The organism is Ornithinimicrobium sp. INDO-MA30-4 (assembly GCF_021535045.1).
Classification (GTDB): domain Bacteria; phylum Actinomycetota; class Actinomycetes; order Actinomycetales; family Dermatophilaceae; genus Ornithinicoccus.
In genome coordinates this window covers 2,181,098-2,199,461 of the sequence record NZ_CP091056.1, presented here as the reverse complement: position 1 = coordinate 2,199,461, position 18,364 = coordinate 2,181,098, and the positions used below count along the sequence as shown (strand labels likewise).

At 61.0% G+C, this 18,364-nt stretch carries 23 protein-coding genes and 4 pseudogenes; 19 read left to right on the top strand and 8 right to left on the bottom strand.

What is annotated here, in order from left to right; genetic code table 11:
* Positions 1–253: 253 nt before the first annotated feature.
* From L0A91_RS13215 to L0A91_RS13185, 7 genes are read right to left on the bottom strand one after another with little or no spacing between them, the layout of a single operon-like run.
* Positions 254–1,621 (bottom strand): glycosyltransferase, encoded by a 1,368-nt coding sequence (locus tag L0A91_RS13215; protein ID WP_235244856.1) that lies wholly within the window; start codon positions 1,619–1,621, stop codon positions 254–256.
* Positions 1,615–2,115, bottom strand: coding sequence for a glycosyltransferase (locus L0A91_RS13210; protein ID WP_397333733.1), 501 nt, complete (start codon positions 2,113–2,115; stop codon positions 1,615–1,617). Before L0A91_RS13210 ends, L0A91_RS13215 begins: the two co-directional genes overlap by 7 nt.
* A complete protein-coding gene (locus L0A91_RS13205; RefSeq protein ID WP_397333732.1) occupies positions 2,093–2,791 on the bottom strand; it encodes a glycosyltransferase in 699 nt (232 codons plus the stop codon). Before L0A91_RS13205 ends, L0A91_RS13210 begins: the two co-directional genes overlap by 23 nt.
* Positions 2,686–3,384: a glycosyltransferase family 2 protein gene (locus L0A91_RS13200; protein WP_235244854.1), complete on the bottom strand. Its 699-nt coding sequence runs from the start codon at positions 3,382–3,384 to the stop codon at positions 2,686–2,688. The genes L0A91_RS13205 and L0A91_RS13200 overlap by 106 nt, the downstream gene beginning before the upstream one ends.
* The gene (locus tag L0A91_RS13195; protein ID WP_235244853.1) at positions 3,381–4,781 is read right to left on the bottom strand and encodes a bifunctional PIG-L family deacetylase/class I SAM-dependent methyltransferase; all 1,401 of its coding nucleotides are present in this window, start codon (positions 4,779–4,781) and stop codon (positions 3,381–3,383) included. The genes L0A91_RS13200 and L0A91_RS13195 overlap by 4 nt, the downstream gene beginning before the upstream one ends.
* Positions 4,778–5,443: an acyl-CoA dehydrogenase family protein gene (locus tag L0A91_RS13190; protein WP_235244852.1), complete on the bottom strand. Its 666-nt coding sequence runs from the start codon at positions 5,441–5,443 to the stop codon at positions 4,778–4,780. Before L0A91_RS13190 ends, L0A91_RS13195 begins: the two co-directional genes overlap by 4 nt.
* Positions 5,444–5,483: 40 nt before the next feature.
* Entirely contained in the window at positions 5,484–5,777 is a 294-nt protein-coding gene (locus L0A91_RS13185) for a hypothetical protein (RefSeq protein ID WP_235244851.1), read from the bottom strand.
* A gap of 622 nt (positions 5,778–6,399) precedes the next feature.
* On the opposite strand from L0A91_RS13185, the pseudogene L0A91_RS20020 reads away from it, so the two are divergent.
* From L0A91_RS20020 to L0A91_RS13100, 18 genes and pseudogenes are all read left to right on the top strand, one after another.
* Positions 6,400–6,513 (top strand): annotated as a pseudogene (locus tag L0A91_RS20020) (hypothetical protein); the annotation flags it as partial.
* A gap of 95 nt (positions 6,514–6,608) precedes the next feature.
* A complete protein-coding gene (locus L0A91_RS20015; protein WP_397333731.1) occupies positions 6,609–6,842 on the top strand; it encodes a PEP/pyruvate-binding domain-containing protein in 234 nt (77 codons plus the stop codon).
* Between the two features lie 13 nt (positions 6,843–6,855).
* A complete protein-coding gene (locus L0A91_RS13175; protein WP_397333730.1) occupies positions 6,856–7,167 on the top strand; it encodes a PEP/pyruvate-binding domain-containing protein in 312 nt (103 codons plus the stop codon).
* Positions 7,168–7,465: 298 nt separating this feature from the next.
* Positions 7,466–8,050, top strand: coding sequence for a hypothetical protein (locus tag L0A91_RS13170; RefSeq protein ID WP_235244848.1), 585 nt, complete (start codon positions 7,466–7,468; stop codon positions 8,048–8,050).
* The gene (locus tag L0A91_RS13165; RefSeq protein ID WP_235244847.1) at positions 8,044–8,844 is read left to right on the top strand and encodes a PEP-utilizing enzyme; all 801 of its coding nucleotides are present in this window, start codon (positions 8,044–8,046) and stop codon (positions 8,842–8,844) included. The genes L0A91_RS13170 and L0A91_RS13165 overlap by 7 nt, the downstream gene beginning before the upstream one ends.
* A gap of 71 nt (positions 8,845–8,915) precedes the next feature.
* A pseudogene (locus tag L0A91_RS20010) lies at positions 8,916–9,269 on the top strand (FAD-dependent oxidoreductase); the annotation flags it as partial.
* 263 nt (positions 9,270–9,532) lie between these two features.
* Positions 9,533–10,147, top strand: a complete 615-nt coding sequence (locus L0A91_RS13155; RefSeq protein ID WP_235244845.1) for an FAD/NAD(P)-binding oxidoreductase — start codon at positions 9,533–9,535, stop codon at positions 10,145–10,147.
* A 418-nt stretch (positions 10,148–10,565) separates the two neighbouring features.
* Complete coding sequence (locus tag L0A91_RS13150; RefSeq protein ID WP_235244844.1) at positions 10,566–10,976, top strand: hypothetical protein; 411 nt, start codon at positions 10,566–10,568, stop codon at positions 10,974–10,976.
* 14 nt (positions 10,977–10,990) lie between these two features.
* Positions 10,991–11,425, top strand: a complete 435-nt coding sequence (locus tag L0A91_RS13145) for a hypothetical protein (RefSeq protein ID WP_235244843.1) — start codon at positions 10,991–10,993, stop codon at positions 11,423–11,425.
* A 795-nt stretch (positions 11,426–12,220) separates the two neighbouring features.
* Positions 12,221–12,939, top strand: a pseudogene (locus L0A91_RS13140) (flavodoxin family protein).
* 71 nt (positions 12,940–13,010) lie between these two features.
* A pseudogene (locus L0A91_RS13135) lies at positions 13,011–13,214 on the top strand (thiamine pyrophosphate-binding protein); the annotation flags it as partial.
* Between the two features lie 110 nt (positions 13,215–13,324).
* Positions 13,325–13,477, top strand: a complete 153-nt coding sequence (locus L0A91_RS13130) for a hypothetical protein (RefSeq protein ID WP_235244842.1) — start codon at positions 13,325–13,327, stop codon at positions 13,475–13,477.
* Between the two features lie 29 nt (positions 13,478–13,506).
* Positions 13,507–14,121, top strand: a complete 615-nt coding sequence (locus tag L0A91_RS13125; protein ID WP_235244841.1) for a hypothetical protein — start codon at positions 13,507–13,509, stop codon at positions 14,119–14,121.
* Positions 14,118–14,732 (top strand): thiamine pyrophosphate-dependent enzyme, encoded by a 615-nt coding sequence (locus tag L0A91_RS13120; protein WP_235244840.1) that lies wholly within the window; start codon positions 14,118–14,120, stop codon positions 14,730–14,732. Before L0A91_RS13125 ends, L0A91_RS13120 begins: the two co-directional genes overlap by 4 nt.
* A gap of 43 nt (positions 14,733–14,775) precedes the next feature.
* Positions 14,776–15,291 (top strand): HAD family hydrolase, encoded by a 516-nt coding sequence (locus L0A91_RS13115; RefSeq protein ID WP_235244839.1) that lies wholly within the window; start codon positions 14,776–14,778, stop codon positions 15,289–15,291.
* Positions 15,292–15,305: 14 nt separating this feature from the next.
* Positions 15,306–15,485, top strand: a complete 180-nt coding sequence (locus L0A91_RS13110; protein ID WP_235244838.1) for a hypothetical protein — start codon at positions 15,306–15,308, stop codon at positions 15,483–15,485.
* Positions 15,486–15,554: 69 nt separating this feature from the next.
* Positions 15,555–16,577: a cation:proton antiporter gene (locus tag L0A91_RS13105; RefSeq protein WP_235244837.1), complete on the top strand. Its 1,023-nt coding sequence runs from the start codon at positions 15,555–15,557 to the stop codon at positions 16,575–16,577.
* 14 nt (positions 16,578–16,591) lie between these two features.
* Entirely contained in the window at positions 16,592–16,816 is a 225-nt protein-coding gene (locus L0A91_RS13100; RefSeq protein WP_235244836.1) for a hypothetical protein, read from the top strand.
* Between the two features lie 39 nt (positions 16,817–16,855).
* Here the strand turns inward: L0A91_RS13100 and L0A91_RS13095 are convergent, their stop codons facing one another.
* Positions 16,856–17,683, bottom strand: a complete 828-nt coding sequence (locus L0A91_RS13095) for a universal stress protein (protein ID WP_235244835.1) — start codon at positions 17,681–17,683, stop codon at positions 16,856–16,858.
* A gap of 134 nt (positions 17,684–17,817) precedes the next feature.
* Between L0A91_RS13095 and L0A91_RS19155 the strand changes: the two genes are divergently transcribed.
* Positions 17,818–18,297 carry a pirin family protein gene (locus L0A91_RS19155; RefSeq protein ID WP_311197828.1) on the top strand — a complete coding sequence of 160 codons (480 nt, stop codon included), beginning with the start codon at positions 17,818–17,820 and terminating at the stop codon, positions 18,295–18,297.
* Positions 18,298–18,364 lie beyond the last annotated feature (67 nt).

Sequence of the window (18,364 nt, the reverse complement as noted above, 5' to 3'; positions counted from 1 at the left end):
CAACCCAGACGAGGTCGATCCCACGCGATCGGGCCGTCCATGCCAGATCAGTATCTTCGCCACCGTAGCCAACATAGTCCGGGCAAAACCCGCCCAGGATCGACCAGGTTTGCGGAGTGAGGGCAGCACTGAGGGACCAGAACAGATCGTGATTTCCCCGGGCTGGAGTTGGCCAGGGTCGGGAGCGGGTCGTGCTGGGTGGGGGTCTCGCACCGCGTCCAGTCCGTCACTATGCATCGGCGGCACCATCGCCTCAGGTAGGTATGTCACTGGCCCGCACCACAGTGCCGGACCAGACCCAAGGGCTGCGTCGGCATACCGACTTAGGGTGGAGTGCCGACCAGGCAGTCGACGTCGAGCAGCACAATGAGGTCGGCTCCGCGGTCAGTGCTCGCTGCACTCCCTCATTGCGGGCGTAGGCCAAGGGCAGCCCTAGCTCGTGTCCGTTGACTGCGAGAACGTCGACTTCACGATCGCCTCGATGCGCTGCCACCACCTTTGGTATCTCACGGTCGTCGATAGCCACGACGACGTGGTCGCTGTCCGGGTTTGACTGGGACAGCAGCCGTAACTGGTGGCGTAGATGAGTATGCCGACCGCGCGCAACGGTGACGACGCAGACCTTAGCCACCTTTACCTCCTCAATCGTGGCGGGCCGCTTGCTGGCACCCACCCGTTCAATGATGTCGGCGGCGCGGCTGGCGGCGTCGACAGTCTGCCAACGAGCCCATTGAGATGGCCGACGAATCGCTTCGGTCACGGCTGTGGCCCAATCGAGCCTGGCGAGGTCCTGACTGCCAACGGAGACCGCCAGTCCTAGACGACTCAACTCAGCCCCGAGATAAACTTGCTCTTCATGGGGTCGCGCTTGCGGGTATAACACTGCCGGTATGTCGAGCGCTGCTGTGTCGGCGATGGCATTCTGACCGCAGTGGGTCACGACCACCGCGGCGCGCGCCAACACGGCCCCGACGTCATCCACCCAATGAGAGCCACCGATTTCCACCCACGCCATATCTGGTAGTTGCTTGGAAAGATGTTGAAGAGTATCGCCAGTGGTTGTGCCATCGCGCCCGCTCAACAGCACACCTGTACTACCACTTTGGCGCGTAGCGTTCAGCCCTGAGATTCCTCCGGTATGGAAAACCTTTTCTGTATAGGGCTGCAGCGCTGGGTTTGGGCTGGCCTCAGGTGGCCACGGAGCCAGGATGGCGGTGGCGCACCGGTAAGCCAACGTGTGCGCATCATCGCTGCGATCACCTGGCTGCGCCACGAGAACGGTGTTCACCCCCAGCAAGCGCAGCAGGGTCACCACTTCAGCGGAGACGTCAACGACAAAAATGTTGGGACGTCGCTCCAGCACCCAAGTCGCTATGGCTGCCATCTTTGCGGAGAAGCCCGCGTGGGCCAGCGGCGCCCAATGCAACGCTCCGAAGGCATCCGGGTCTACGAAAGGTTCTGACCCATCGTTATCCCTGGGCAGGGTGATTCCCGCCTCCTCTTGTAGGTCTGAACCAAGAAACACCACGTCATGGCCCCGCTGCCGCAAATTTGCCGCGATGACTTTAGCGCGGGTCAGATGTCCAGCACCGTGGTCGTGAACGTAGTAGCCAATTACCATTCTGCAATCGTCTTCCGATAGATGTCCTCGTAGGCAGCGACCATGGCCGCCACTGAAAACCGCTGCATCGCACTGGCTCGCACCTCGGCTCGCGGCATAGCCGCGGTGCTGTCAACGTGCGCCGCTAAGGCCAGACTCGTGGCTTCATCCGTGTCTCCTGGACTGACCAACACACCCATGTGTTCATCAAGCACCTCAGCTAATCCGCCTCTGCGCAGCGCCAGCACCGGAGTGCCGGTCAATGCGGATTCGACCGCTACTAGACCGAAAGGCTCATCCCAGCGCGGCGTCATCAGGAGGAGCCCGGCGCTACCTACGACGTTCGCCGTCTGGTTTTGGCTGAGGTGTCCTTCGTAGTGAACATTTCCTCCCAAGAGAGGCTGCAGACGTGCCGTAAACCAGGCAGGGTCGCCGATCGGGCCGATCAGGCGAAGGGGTCGATCAGCGTGGCGGGCCGCAGCGACGGCGAGGTCAGCACCCTTTTCCGGCACCATCCTGCCCACCCACACTGCATCCGGCCCCCATTTCCGGTGGCGAACGTAGCCCCAGACACTCCACTGGGTATGACGACCGCTGGCTGCGACAAGGACGTCCACTGAGCGGCCAGCGAAGCGCTGACCGCGACGAAAGAGGCACGGGTTTTGCACAACGCGATGCCCAACTCCATCCACGGGAACGGAGGGTGTGTAGCGTTGTGACAAGGGGTAGGTCTACGGCTTCGGCGCTCATCAACGGCAGATGATGCAGGGAGTTGTTGTGTACAACGTCGAAGTCTGCGCGACGTCGCATCAGCTCACTTGTCACCGCGAGGAACGCGTTTTGGTCACGCAAAAAGCCCGGTTCGGGGAGTTGGGGGTCTATCGCCGCCACCGTCGAGAGGTCCGGCAAGACGGGGTGTTCGACCAATTCATCGGCGAAGTCGGGATCCGATCCGGGAGCGGCAAACAACGTCACCCGGTGACCTCGTTCGCGAAGTCCGCGAGCCAGCGTCGCGACATACGACTCTTGGCCACCGGCATACGGTTCGACCACCGGATGGCGAGAAGGGCCCAGCAAAGCGACTCTCACTGCGGAACGCTCAATGTGCCCAGATAATCCGCAAAACCACTTTCGGCCCGGCCGACACGACGCCCCGAGGTCGCGACGCGGGTGGTGTCGGTCGCAACCCATCGCGAAGTATGAGACCTAGACCGAGCGACAAGAGCAACATCTTCATGCGCCGACCGCGGACCAAACCCATCGACTTCGCTCCAGGTGCTCGCTCGGACACCTAGGTTGGCCCCGTGGACGTGGGGGTGGCCCTCCGTCAGCTGGTGCTTGCTGTGCCAGGTGGCGAGCAGGCGGGGGTCGTCCAGGCCGAACGGCTCCACGGTTCCCACGACAAGATCCATCCCGCTATTGGCCCACATCAGCTGACGGACTAGCCACGTGGGTGGCACAACGGTGTCGGCGTCGGTGCAGGCCAACCAGGTTTGGGTCATCTGCGGCCCACTGAGACAGCTCAATCCGTGAACTATCGCGGCGTCCCGGGTGGCTCCTACTCCTACCCCGGCCAGAGTCACTATCTGGTTTCCACTGGATAGCGCCACGGCTCCCGAACCGTCCGTACAGCCGTCTAAAGCCACCACGACACAGGTCCGCACGCCGGGGTAGACCTGTCTCAACGTGCTGATCGCCATAGCGACGCTCTTCAAGCAGGCCGGCAAAAGAGCCTCTTCGTTGCGTACCGGAATGGCGACGACGACCTGGTGGATGTTTTTCACGTGCGACCTTCTGACTCGGCGATCGAGGGCGCATCGGCCCAAACTTCGATACATAGATCCCCATCTCGATACTGAGCCGATGGTGAGTAGCCCAGCACAGTGCGAGCTTGCTCATGGACCAAAATTCCGTCTAACGGCACTGACTTCGTTGGATGCTGCCAATGGCATAGCAGCAGTTCGCCGCCCGTGACTAACGCTGCTCGGGCGCGGCGAAGGGTGGCGATCAATTCGGTCGCGGTCAGAAAATAACCAACCTCAGACAAGATCACCAGATCGAATTGCTCATGGGGTATGTCATTGGGCAAGTTCCCCGCTGTGATGTCGGCGGCTGGTGCGGCCAGCCGAGCGGCAGCCACCGCCCGCGGGCTGGTGTCAATCGCGACAACCTCTTCTGCGCGATTGACAAGCGCGGACGTCACGTGTCCGTCTGCACACCCCAACTCCAAAATCCGCTCATAGCGGGCGCGACCTAACGCGGCTAGGAGCAGTGAACGCCGTCGCTGCTCGTAGAAGGACTGGGCGTTTCCCCATGGGTCACTCCCCGCGTCATACATCTCATCAAAGGTGGCCGAGCGGGTGATGGTGCGGCTGTCTCGATCTTCTCGGCTCAAAACAGGCAACTCAGCGCCAGGGTCGATCAGTGTTTCGATGAGTCGCCGAGCACGAGCCAAGAGGGTCCCGCTCAGGATCGCTGCTACCGGTGGATGGTCAAAATTAACGTTGCTGGGCATGCGCTGCGAGGCAAACTCCTCCAGCGCCGCGCGTTTGAGCCAACAAGCGACCCGTGAGGGCTCGGCGGCCACCATTCGAGACCAGGGCACGGATGCGGGTTCGCTCCAATGCCACATCCAGATGGGAAAGTGAACTACTACGGCGCCGGTGATCTTCGCGGCGCGTTGGGCTGCGCGCCCCAACGAATCGTGGTCAGTGTGGCCGTCGTCGGTCCACGGGGCCAAAATCAACGTGGCCTCATCGCTGCGGTTGACGATGGCCTGCATCAACTCCTCCTCGTGCTCGCTCAAGCGCGCATCCGGCAGATTGAGGTGACTCAGATGCGCATGCGATGCCAACTTCTCGACCGCTCGCTGCACTTCATGGCGGCGCTGATCGCCCAACCGCGATCGGCCCGACTCCTCTAGGCCAGGCTGAGACCTTTCGCCGTTGGTTCCCATCAGCACCGTGATCGGCAGTTCCAAAGCAGCTAAATCGGCCAGCAGGCCGCCAACGCCAATCGTTTCGTCGTCGGGATGGGCAGCCGCGACCAACACCGTCGAAAAGCGACTAGCCGTCGCTACGAGGTCGAGGATTGGAACGTCCTCCCACTGCGGGGTAGACCACCAGACTGCTTCGCTTATCCCCTCGTCTTCATGCCTAAATTGCACGGTGTTCGAGTTCACTTGGCGGCTCCATGCGGCGAATCCACGTGAACGTCTGCGACGACAAGCGAACCAAGGCGAGCCAAGTCCCGCTCTGCGTGATGTTGACGCAGATACAAAGTGAGGTCCGCAACTCGTCGAAGATGGGGTTCGTCAAATGCCAAGGGACCGGGCCCTAGCGCATGCCCGACGCTCGTGATGACTCGCTCAGCGACCTCGGCGACACAGGCGCGCGTCCGGCTCGCCAGCAATGCAGCTTCGCTTGATGTCGTCTGCGGATCGTCCATCGCCCTGGCTGCTTCGCGCAAAGTTAACAGCGCGGAATGCAAAGCAGCGTCGCAGCAACCAAGGTGCATCAGCGCGATTTGATCCGGCGTCCGGCGTGCGGCTGCAGCTTTCAGCGCACCGGCTAGGGCTGCCGCGGCACCAAACCAGGCGGCAGCTACAGCCACCCCGCCCCAGGCGAAGCCGGGACGCTCTAGGTACCAACCGGGAGGGCCGACTGGTTCCGCCGCGGCGTTGTCCAATTCCACCGTTCCGGTGCTGATCTCTTGCAGGCCCAGCGCCTTCCATTCCGAAGGCAGCACCCGGACCCCCTCAGCACGCAGCGAGAGGGCAAACAACTGTTGTCCGACACCCTCAATTGACGCCGTGACGAGGGCGTGTGAAACCTGTGTCGCCAAGGAGCACCATGGCTTCGCGCCAGTGAGGGTCCACTGGTTATTAGCATCCGGTCCAGATGCCGTGACCCGCGTCCCAGGGGGCTAGCGGCGTAAACCCCCAGGTCCCAGGCGCGTCAGCCCCACGGGGTGGTTGGCTCGTCGACCCGGCTTGATGCAAAATCGCCAACGCGTCAAGGTGCGGCTCGATGACGCGTGCTGCGCTGAGGTCAATGCTGGCGATGGTGGCCAAAGCTGAGAGCACGGGCCAACTTGAAATCCCGATTTGAGGGCCCAAGCCAGATAGCGAGTTGGCTAGCCGGAGCGCGGAGTCGATATCGGCGGGACTACTGGGCACCCTGTGTGCCAACTCCTGATCGGCCCATACCCGGAATCCCCACGGTTCGGGTGACGCGGCAGGCTTAGTCGGCGGCAGTGTGGGCACTATTTGAACGATAGTCCCCTCAGGACTTAGGAGTACCCCCGCAAGGGTGGGACGGCAGCACGTTTGATGAGGCGATCAGGGCATGACCACGCATCAATATTTCTCCTCACTTCGGCTGCGAAACGATAGATGTCTTATGCCGCGCCAAGTCTATTCATAGAAAGAACATAGGGGGCGAGGACTCAATGGGGAGTAGCCCGCACCCGAGCCAGGAGTTCTCGACATGTTTACGACCTATTCCCTTCGCGCGGCTTGGTCATGTCTCACCGCCGACAAAACAATGACCAAGTCGCAGCGCGGCGAATCGCCCGCAAAGTCTGCGGGCCTGCAAGCGCCAGATCGCCCTCGCAGGCCCGCAGACCTACGCACCCTCTACCGCTGCCCAGCATTGCTTAAGGAGCCAACCGCTACTCAGTTGGATGGAACTACTTCAGATGCCGATCCACAGCAACACCGAACGTCTTCTGACTAGTCGGCTGAGACCGACCGTTCCTTTCAAAACCCGTCTACGGCGTACCGGTGTAACTTTGAATGCATGACTTCCCTCTGTCGGGGGTTGTCTTCCCTTGACGCGGGCGATCTTGAGCTAGCCGGAGGCAAGGGCGCCAACCTCGGTGAATTGCGCGGTGCTGGATTCAACGTTGCAGATGGCTTCGTTGTCACTACCGATGCCTACCGTCAAGCTGTTGCTGATCGCCACCTCCGACCGGGCAGCGGCAGCACCCAATCTCGCTGCCAACACAGGTGCGTGCCGAGGTGTTGTCTGCATATGGCCAGCTCGGCGCTGGCCAGGTGGCGGTCCGCTCTAGCGCTACGGCAGAAGACTTACCCGGAGCAGCATTCGCTGGTCAACAAGACACATTCCTGGGGGTCTTGGGCGAGGAACACCTGCTAGAAGCGATCCGCTGCTGCTGGACCCTCCTTATGGACCGAGCGCGCAATTTCATATCGCGCTCGGATCGGCATCAACTCCACTGACGTGGCGATCGCGGTGGTGGTACAACGTATGGTGCCGGCTGACCGAGCCGGTGTCCTGTTCACGGCTGACCCCATTACCGGGGCACGGGATCGGGTGGTAATCGACTCCGACCCCGGCCTCGGCGAAGCGGTCGTGTCAGGTCTCGTCACGCCCGATCATGCGATCGTTGACGCAGCCGTGCAGGTGATCGAGCACCGCGACGGACAGCGCGAAACCGTCATCCGTGCACTTGCCTCGGGTGGCACCGAAACGCTCGTCGGTGCCGACGCGGTGGCCCACGGCTCTCCTTTGCCGCCGCCGACTTTGCTGCGCTGGCTCGGATAGGCCGGGGCATCGCAGAGCACTGGTGGCCCACAAGACATCGAATGGGCCGTGAGCGCTGGCAAGATTGCCATCTTGCAGGCGCGTCCGATGACCGCGCTGCCGCCAGCGCCTATCTCGCTAAGCAGGGTGCAACGATTCTTCGGGCCGATAGTCCTGGAGTTGTTACCCAGGCGGCCCTATCCAATGGAACTGAGTGCCTGGATGCTGCCCACCGTCGGTGCCCTAGTTGAGCAAATGCTTGCTGGACTCGCTGGCGCCCGCGTTTCACTCACCGATACCGTCCCTGCTCAGGACGGAGTTGTGCAATCCTTCGTGCCACCCCGCCCCGCACACCCCTATTCGGCTCCTGCGCTCCCTATCCCGCACCAGGCGAAACGCCAACGACTGGCGACACGATCCACTGCACCACCGATACCTCGACGAGGCGACTGCGCTGGCAGCCACGGACGTCGCCTCGGCTCAGTGGGCCGATTTGGTCGAGATTCCTACCCAGGCCGCGCGCTTGGTTGATCTGGTCGCCCAGGTGCGGATCGGCTACCTACCGGCGGCAGCTGCGGGGATCATCCGACTGCGGCTCGTCGTGCGCGCCTTGGGAGCCGATCACCTGTTGCAAGACCTCACCGCACACGCACCTACCCTCACTCGAGAGGCCAACGACGCCCTATCTCACCTCGCCGCCGTGGTGCGCGAGGACAACCAACTACGGCATGCATTCGCTGATCTCGAAGGCGACGAACTGCTCGCCTACGTGCAGACCAACACCTCAGCGATCGACTTCGCTCAGGGTCTAGCGACGTTCCTGGCACATTACGGACACCGGGAAACAGCCAGCATCTTGCTGCTTCGCGAACCTACCTGGGTAGATGACCCAAGACCGTGCTGACGCTCGTGGCGATGCTGGCCTCCGAACGCCCCGACGCCTCAACCGCCACCAGAGGCGAGGGCTCGCTAGATACCTTGCTCAACCACCCCGTCATCCTTCGAACCAATTCCCAAGAATGGGTCCGTCGCCTGGTCGCCGCGGCGGCCTCCGCGGTAGCACTACGGGAGGACACCCATTTTGAGGCAACTCGACTAATGCCGGTCACCCGAGGTGCGGTGGTTGAAGCCGGACGACGATTAGCGGCGGCGGGCGCGATTACTGATCGCGACGACATTTGGTACTTGAGCTGGCCAGAGGTGGCCACGATCACCGATCCCCACGAGATCTCACCAGCAACCATGAAGCGGTTAGCCGCGACGGTGCGACGGCGTCGTGCTGCGTATGCAGCATTGGCTGGTGCCCCGCTGATTGCGACCAGCACGCTCTATCCGGATGCAGAGCGCGAGGCTGATGTGTTGGTTAGCGGGGCTCCCGGCGCGGGAGGCAGAGCCACTGGGCGGGTCCGCGTCGTGCATGGTCCCGAGCAGTTCGGGCTTCTGAGAGGAGGCGAGGTGTTGGTCTGCCCGACCACCAACCCGTCTTGGACGCCCCTCTTCATTCGGGCCGCGGCCGTGGTTGTCGACCACGGTGGGATGGCGTCGCACGCGGCAATCGTGGCTCGGGAGTACGGCCTACCCGCAGTGATGGGCTGTGGTCGCGGGACGACAGTGTTAAGCGACGGTCAGCAGGTCATCGTCGACGGAGACCGTGGGGTTGTGATGGCCGCAGACACCCAAGATTATCTGCGCGGCTGAGCGCCAAGGGGAGCCACGTCGAAGAGTTGCGGGTTGAGTGCTGACAAATCTAACGGTGCACACTGGTACCTATGGCACGCTCTGGAGAAACGCACACAACCGGGTCTGACCACCAGTCGATAGACGCCTTTCACGATGTCCTTGTCGTCGGTGGCGGCAACGGTGGAGTCTCCGCAGCCGGTCGGGTACAACGCCTGGGGTGCCGCAATGTGGCCGTGATTGAGCCTCGCGCCGTGCACCGCTACCGGCCGCTGCTGAACTATGTCGGTGGCGGACAAGCGAAGCTTGACGAGCTCACCAGCACCATGGCCAGCGCGCTGTCCAACGGGATTAGCCACTACCGCGAATCGGTTCAATCCATCGATCCGCAACAACGCATCGTCACCACCGACGCGGGTCGACGCCTGCGCTATCGAGATCTGGTGTTGGCCCCTGGGCTGCTCCCTGATGTCGATGCGATCCCGGGTCTTGCGGCCGCCTACCACGCGGGTTGGGCCACCACGACCTTTGTCCCCGAGGCCGCTACTCAACTTTGGCCGATGATCAAATCCACCCGATCGGGCACTGTCGTCTTCACCGTTCCACCGGAACCTGCGCCGTGTGGTGGGTCCGCTCTTAAACCGCTCTTTCTCGCGTGCGACTTTGGCAACGCGAGGGAGTGTTGGAGTCCATGCGAGTGGTGCTCGCGGTGCCGACAGACACGGTGCTGGGGGTGCCGTTCATCGACCGGCGCCTGGAGCCTTATCTGGGAAAATACGGCGTTGAGGTTCACACCGGAACGACTCTGTCCGAGATTGACCCCGAAAGCCGCCAAATCACTCTCGAAGGACCCAGCGGCACTGTGCACGTCGATAATGTGGCGATGGCCCATCTGGTGCCGCCCTACCGCCCAGGCTCATGGATCGCTGAGAGCGGGCTCGCGCAATCCGAGACCGGCTTGGTTGACGTTGATCCGCAGACCTTCCAGCACCGCCGGTTCGACACCGTCTGGGCAGTGGGTGACGCGGCTGCCCTCAACACTCGCCCATCCGGTGGGGGCCTGCGCAAACAGGTGAAAATTTTGAGCGACAACATCATCGCCGCTCGCCTAGGCAAAGAATTTGGTCGCTACGACGGTTACACGGTGGTGCCCATTACCGTTGAACGCCACCGTGCTCTGGTCGCGGAGTTCGACCGTAACGGGCACCCCACTGGCTCAGTTCCCTTGATCGACTTGACCCGACCACGGGTGCCGTTCTGGTTCTTCGATCGCTACCTCGAGCCTTTGGTGTACCAGCACGCATTGCTTAAAGGCAGGGTCTGACCTTAGCTCTTGTCTTTCCGAACGCTGAGGTCTCGGCCGTCCTCGTCGTTTGCGATGTTGACGTCAGGCGTGTCCGGCACGCTATCCGCACCGCCCATTGTGGTCTCGGCGTTGACAAAAGATGATCCCGCCTCGAGAGAGTCTTCTTTGGCTTGTCCTTTTTTTGCTTGTCTGTGTTCATTTATTCAGAGTATGCGAGCCCCTAGCCCAGCCTCGCGGCGGGCACCACCGTCCTCGCAACTCATGGACGTTGCCGCACCGATCCGGCCCACCACCGTGGGAAAGTCGCCCTCATCAGGGAAACAGTGCTCGCCGCAATGACTATGACGGGCGCAAACACGCTGCGGCCTTTAAACTCGTGACGCAAACGCCGGGGTGGTTCGTATGCCACTAGCCAGACACAACGCAAGGAAGCGTCGTGACAGAGACCAACCAAGCAGCCAACAATGAGCCGCCAAAAAGTGGATCGAACCTGTTGTCGATCATCTCATTCGTCCTTGCGGCTATTGCCGTGGTCTTTATCCCTATCCTCTTCGGTGGCGCCGCCATTATTACCGCCGCTGTCGGCATCACCCGCAAGGAGCGTCTGTCGAAGATCGCGCTTATCGTGGCCATCGTCGCGACTATCGCGGGCTTCGTGCGTGTAAGGTCGACTGTTTCGAACGGGCTCCAGTATGGCGTGGCGACTGGCGCAACTGGTGGTGCAGTTGTGGGGCTATTTAGCACTGGGTTACCCGGTGCGGCTATAGGTTTCACGGTCGGTGGAATCAGTGGAGGGCTCTTTGGAATTGGTGACGCACTGTTCGAATCTGCTTTTGAGTGTTGGTAAAGGGAGGTGGTGACATGAATATGAATTCACGAGATTACATCAATATTCTTATAATTTCGGGCGGTGCAGGTTTAATAGGTTCGGCGGTTGGTCGCAGAGTTGAAGACGCAGGCTATTCTTTTCCTCTATCCTTCGCGATCGCCGGTTTTGCGGCTTTTGCCTTTGTGGTCCCAGTTTTGATATTCAGGGTCACTGATTTAGGGGCTGTTCGCAATTGGTATACTTCCATGTTCCTTGGAGGCATTAGCGCGATTTTCGCTGGAATGGGAGGAATTCTATTCTCAGGTGAAGAACCAAATGTGCGAGGAGCATGGACGCTATGGTTCTTTCTATTTTCACTAGGTTTAGTCGGAGTCGGTTCTATCGCGACGTTGACAGCTATGCTGCGCTCGCATGAATTGAGGAAAGCTCTGGGAGACAGATTTTTAAGTAAGAGTGGAAATGAGTAAGACATGGGCCGCACTAACTTTAGTGCAGCGCGCTGAAATCCAGCCACTCAGGCACTCCGGCTGCAACCCAACCAACCAAACCGACTCCACCGGGGCCGCGTCTTGTGGAGAGACAATTTATTGGGGAGGAGTGGCTGCCGTAGGCATGGTGAAGTCCTGGGTTGGACTTGCCACGTCAGCTACGGGAGTGGGTCTAGCCTGGGCAGTAGTGGGCCACTATGCGGCCCTCGGTGCTGCAGCCCAGACCGGACGGGGAATCTCAGAATCATGCTAGGTCGACCGACTCAGGAGGCTATTCGTGATGTCGCCGGATAGAAGGAAGGTCAACAAGATAGCCCTCCTCATCACGTTTTCCTGTGGATTTGCAGTTTTTGCGCTTTGCGATTATCAGTACAAGCACCGTTGAATTGGTGATCTTCGGAACGCTCGCGCTAGTATCTTTAGCCTATTTCTTATACGCGCTCCTAAGCGGAATAATAAGTCGAGAGTAGATTTTCACTGCTCCGCAAATTATTTAATCTAGTTTGGATCCAATGAATCAGACCTCGAAAACTATCTTCACCTGGAGGCAAAGCGTACCGTCCATAGTTGTCACTGCTTTGGTCTTGTACATCTTCCTACAGATCGCCCCCTCGTTATCCGGAGGTCTGAGAATAACGGTTTACACGCTGGCGCTCTGGTGCTTAGCGCGAGCGCCTAGATAGGTGTAGCGGCTGGCGTTGTTTGAGTTTGCTTCCACTGACGCATCAAGCAAAATCAGTTGCGCCCCTGGGTGCCATACATGAGGCTAAGGCCATGACCTCCCCCGACGCTGACTTCACCGGCCTTAAAGCGACCTTCCTCAACTGCACGCTCAAAAAGAGTCCCGCGATGAGCCATACTCAGGGCTTGATCGACGCGAGCGCCGCAATTATGCGCAAGAACGGTATTGAGGTCGACGTCATCCGGCCCATCGATCACGATATCGCCATCGGCGTCTACCCGAATATGAAGGAAGAGGGCTGGGAAAAGGACGCCTGGCCAGACCTTTACCCAGGGATCCTCGACAGTGACATCCTGGTGATCGGTGGCCCCATCTGGCTCGGCGACAATTCCAGCGTTACCAAGATCATCATTGAGCGTCTCTATGCGCTGTCGGGCATGCTCAACGATCAGGGCCAATCGATCTTCTACGGCCGCGTCGCTGGCTGCCTACTTACTGGCAATGAGGACGGCATCAAGCACTGTGCGATGAATATCCTCTACAGCCTCGGCCACGTTGGATACGCCATCCCACCCCAGGCCGATGCTGGCTGGATTGGCGAGGCAGGGCCCGGCCCGTCTTACCTCGACGAGGAAGCGGCGGCCCCGAGAACGACTTCACCAACAGGAACACCACATTTATGACCTGGAACCTGATGCACCTGGCCAAGGCGCTCAAGGCTGCTGGCGGCATCCCGGCTTATGGCAACGTCCGCCCAGCGTGGAGCGACGGTGAGCGCTTCGACTACGAAAACCCCGAATACCGCTCCTGATCTCAAGCGACATTGTGTGGCGGCGCTAGGTCTCCCCGCTGGCAGCAGGACCAAGATGTTAATTTGACGCTATGACAACTGTGGCTGAACTTCTGATTGATTCCCTAGCCGAGCATGGTGTCCGTCAGGTGTGGGGTGTCGTGGGAGACGCGCTCAACCCGGTTACGGATGCGATCCGCCGTGAGGACCGCATTGAGTGGGTCGGGGTCCGCCACGAAGAAGCCGCGGCCTTCGCGGCCTCTGCCCAGTCTCAACTGACTGACGATCTCGCCGTCTGTGCCGGCACGGTCGGACCCGGAGCAATTCACCTCCTCAACGGCCTCTATGACGCCAAAAGTCTCATACTCCGGTGCTGGCGATCTGCGGGCAGGTGCCGCGGGAGGAAATGGGATCAGACTTCTTTCAGGAGGTCGACAACGATGTGCTCTTCGCCGATGTGTCGGTCTTCTGTCAGACAGTAACCAGCGTGGACCAACTGCCTGGTGTTCTTGAGCAGGCCGTTAATACCGCGCTGTCCGAGCGGGGGTTGCCGTGCTAACGCTTCCGGGAGATATCGGCGGACTAGAAGTGCCCAAGAACACCCCGGTCCCACAGTTTGCGAAAGCCCAGCCGGTGGCGGCGCCCGCTCCCCAAGCGGTGCAAGCAGCAGCCGAGGCCATCAACGGCGCCGACTCGGTGACGTTCCTCGTCGGTTTGGGAGCACGCCACGCTCGCACGGAAGTGCTGCAGGCCGCCGAGCACCTCGCGGCCCCGATGGTGCTCTCACTGAAGGCGAAAGAGGGCTTCGACGATGACAATCCCTATGAGGTCGGCCAGTCTGGACTGATTGGCAATCCGGCGACTGCTCTTGCGTTCGACTCCTGCGACGTGTTGGTGCTTATTGGCACGGACTTTCCCTACCCGGAGTTCCTGCCCACCGGCAAGATCGTGGTGCAACTTGACGTCCGCGGAGCCCACATCGGGCGCCGAACGCCTGTCGATTACCCGGTGGTCGGCGATGCTCGCCTCGCGCTTGATGCACTGCTGCCGTTGTTGGACGCAAAGCGCGATCGCGATCACCTTGATGCGGCGCGAAAGGCCTACGCGTCGTGGGGCAGCGGTCAGGCCCACTTCACCGACCCCGATTACGACAAAAGAAGGTCGGGCTGCTGCGAGGCAAGGTCGACAACCGCGATGAATTGATCCGACCAGAGTTGCTGGCGGATGTCGTTGAGCGGCACGCAGACTCCAACGCGATCTTCACCACCGACACCGGTATGTCGACGGTCTGGCTGAGCCGCTTCGTGCGGATGAGCAGCGATCGGCGGCTCCTCGGATCGTACAACTTGGGCTCAATGGCCAACGCGATGCCGATGGCACTGGGGGCCCAGGCCTTGGATCGTGACCGGCAAGTAATCGCCTTCTGTGGAGACGGTGGTCTCTCGATGCTGATGGGTGACCTGATCACGGCCGTTTCCGAAGAGCTTCCGGTCAAGATCTTCGTCTTCAACAATGGGCGACTCGGCATGGTGAAGCTCGAAATGGAGCAGGTCGGTCTGCCCGAGTTCGGCACCGTGCTGAACAATCCCGACTTTGCCAAGGTTGCCGAGGCCATCGGAATGCGAGGGATTCGAGTCACTAACCCACACGACGTCGACGGTGCGGTAGTAGAGGCGTTGGCCCACCCAGGTCCAGTGCTGCTAGATGTTGTGACCAACCCGGACGAGATCGCCCTGCCGCCGAAACCAACCCTTGAGCAGGGGTGGGGCTTCGCGATCGCGAAGATGAAGGAGTTTGCGGTCTCTCCCGAGTAACGAAATGCTGCGCGAGAGCTTGGCAATCGGGTAAACAGGAGGAATGACTCCGACACGCGATACTGTCTTACTGGACGTTGACGGCACTCTGGCCGACTCGACCTACCACCACGCCCTGGCGTGGTCGCGGTCCTTCGCCCACTTCGACCTCACTCCGCCTCTGTGGCGGGTGCACCGGGCGATCGGCATGGGCGGGGACAAGTTAGTTGCTGTCGTGACCGACGACGACGTGGAGGCCCGTCTTGGCGACGATTTACGAGCCAGGTGGGAGCAGGAGTATTCCCACCTCCTTGACGAGGTCGGACTACTAGACGGGGCGCGTGACCTGGTCCTTATGCTGCGCAAGCGCGGGCTGCGAGTCGCCCTAGCCTCCTCGGGGAAAAAGCGGTTCACCGATCACGTCATCGAACTGCTCGACCTGCCCGACGACGCGTTGAGCACTGTCACCACTTCTGACGACGCCGAGCAGTCCAAGCCAGCGCCGGACATACTCGAGGTTGCCCTGCGCCAAGCGGGGGTGAGCGCGCGATCCTCGTCGGCGACACTTCATATGACGTAGCCTCCGCCGCCCGGATGGGTGCGCCCTGCGTGGCAGTCCGCTCCGGTGGCTTCGGCGTGCAAGAGCTGCGCGATGCCGGAGCTGTCCTCATTGTCGATGGCCCTCAAGACCTGCTCACCGCCGACTGGGACTCGTTGTGCCGGACCGAACCACCCGAGGGCGCAGACGAGCCACAGGAGCCGTTGCCCCACTGATTGAGAGGGGCGGGGAACCATCTGCACCCTCCTTGCCGGTAACGGGAGTGGGAGCCGCATACTTAGGCAGTGGCTAATGTCGATCTGATCTACGCGGTAGTGGGAGCGACGCTATTGATCGGCTCGATTCTGCCAGGACTACTCACCCAAAAGCTCTTGTCAGCGCCAATGGTCGTCGTAGGTGTGGGGATGTTGATTGGTTGGCTGATTCCCGCTGAGTCTGAGCTTGTCAATGTGATTGAGCGTCCCGAAATTGCCGAAAGAATGGCCGAAATCACCGTTATCGTGGCGCTCTACGGCGTCGGGTTAGCGCTAGACCGTCCACTGACGTTCCGCGGATGGTCCACCACCTGGCGGCTCCTGGCGGTGGGTATGCCGTTGGCCATTGTCAGCGTCGCCCTCCTGGGTTGGTGGGCATTGGGACTGACACCAGCGGTCGCTATTCTTTTCGGTGCGATCCTGGCCCCCACCGATCCCGTGCTGGCTGCAGATGTTCAGGTGGAAGGGCCGAGTTTGGGGGAAAGTGCCGACGACGAAACTGATGAGGCGCGCTTCGCTCTCACTTCCGAGGCTGGACTCAACGATGCCCTTGCTTTCCCTTTCATCTACTTCGCCATTTACCTCGCTGCCCGAGGAGCACCCGAAGAATGGGTTTGGAATTGGGTGGCCTGGGACCTGGTGGGTAAGACCGTCATTGGCGCGGTGACCGGATGGGTGCTGGGGCGGCTCGGCGGAGAGGCCCTATACCGCTTGCGCGTCGGAGACCATCAACTCATTCGCTATGCCGAACCCGCAGGTGCAGTAGCGACCCTGCTCATGTCCTACGGCGTCGGTGAACTCGTGGGTGGCTGGGGCTTCTTGGCCGTGTTCTTTGCGGCATTGGGCATTCGATCGGCCGAGCGGGGCAACGAGCACCATGCACGCTTCCACGAGTTCATCCAGCGGACCGAGCATTTGCTCACCCTGTTGGTACTCCTGGTCATTGGGATCTCGTTCATTTCTGACGCGGTCCCCCGTTTGCAGTGGTCGCATGTCGGCGTAGCAGCGGTGGTGTTGCTCGTGATCAGGCCGTTGGCCGCCGGGATCTCCTGATTGGCGATAAGCGCTTGCTGCGCGGTGAACGGTGGGTCGTCGCGGCGTTCGGTGTTCGCGGCGTGGGCTCGCTGTATTACTTGTGCTACGCCATGGAGTACTTCAGTCAGGATGACGGGTGGGCCCTGTGGCCCGCGGTCTCGCTGGTCATCGTCTCCTCTATCGTGCTGCACGGCGCGGCCGCCCCACCGGCTATGAACGCGCTTGAGCGCTATCGCGAACGTGTGCAGTCAGACTGAACAGGACCGAATAAGTGGGGTCAGTGTTTGAATCGACGATCATGACAGGGATCTTCCCTTGAAAAAGCATGCCCAGGCTGGTCGAACCAAGAACAGCACCGGCCAGGCTGTGGACTCGGGCACCAAGGATGAGCAGCCCACCGTTGTTGGCACTCTGGGTGAGTCCTTCAACTGGTTCTGCTTGAGCACGACACCCGTGATGTTGAGGTCCTCGTGGGTCGCACGAATTCGCTCCGCCGCTTTGCGGTTGGTTTGCTTGGCCTGCGAAGACTCGGTGGGGTCGCCAGATTCGGTGCGCTCGGCAGACCACGTGGTGGTCAACAAAAGCGGTGCTCCCCATCTTTGCGCTAAGTACGCTCCGGTATCGACGACCCGGTCAGAGTCATCAGCGACTCCAACGACCACCGGTCGGCCCGGACCCGGCAGTTCGCTGGTTCCATCTTGGACGATGACAACTGGGCAGTGGGCATATCCGATGATGGCGTAGGCGGCGGCGGCTAAACCAAGCGTGTTGATCCGGCTCTCGCCGTGGTTGCCCAACACCACCATCGGCGTACTGGCAGACAGTTCCTGCACATCGGTCTGCGCGCTGAAGAATGCACCACCAATTTGGACGGGCAGGTCCCGCATGGCTTCTCGCACGATCGCGCTTCCCCGCTCTGCGATGCTCTTCGCCTCAGCTTCGACGTCTGCACCGTTCGATAGGCCACCGTTCGGATCTTGGCTGTCGTCGAACAGGTCGGCGGTATGCATGATGAGTAGGCTCATCCCACTCTGATGGGCGGCCTTTGCTGCCCATTTCAGCGCAGCTTCGGACGCGGTAGATCCGTCATACCCCACGACAATCGGATCTTGAGTTGTTCCCATCACGACGGGTCCTTTCGAGCGTGCGGGTGGCCAATCCTCCACCCTCGCACGGAGGATCGTGTGGGGGTAGGGGCCAAAGTCCTTGTCGTGATCTCGTTCTCGGGCGCCATTCGAGCGGCAGCTAGGTTATTGATGTGACCAATCCTGAGCCCCGCCCCCAAGAAGTGGCCCTCGCATCCGGGCCGCGCTGCAACGGGTTGGAGGTCTTGACCCCACGCGATGTGCCGCTAGGTGGTCCCCGGGCGATGACCGTTCGACAAACCCTGCCCCAGCGCAAACGTTCACTCATCGGGGCGTGGTGCTTCGTCGATCACTATGGACCGGATGACGTGCTGGCCACTGGCGGTATGCAGGTGCCTCCGCACCCGCATACCGGACTGTCCACCGTCAGTTGGCTCTTTTCCGGGCAGGTCGAACACCGAGATAGCGTGGGCACGCACGCGATGGTGCGACCCGGTGAGCTCAATCTCATGACGGCAGGTCGGGGCATCAGTCACCCGAGCGCTCCACAGCAGACACTCGTGTGCTACACGGTGTCCAACTGTGGCTGGCGCTACCAGAGCGGGCGCGCTTTATTGATCCCAGGTTTGACCACCACATTCCCCCAGTTGTAGCCGGTGACGGGTGGCAGGCTCAGGTGTTTTTGGGCAGTCTGCTTGGTTCAACATCTACGGTAGCCAC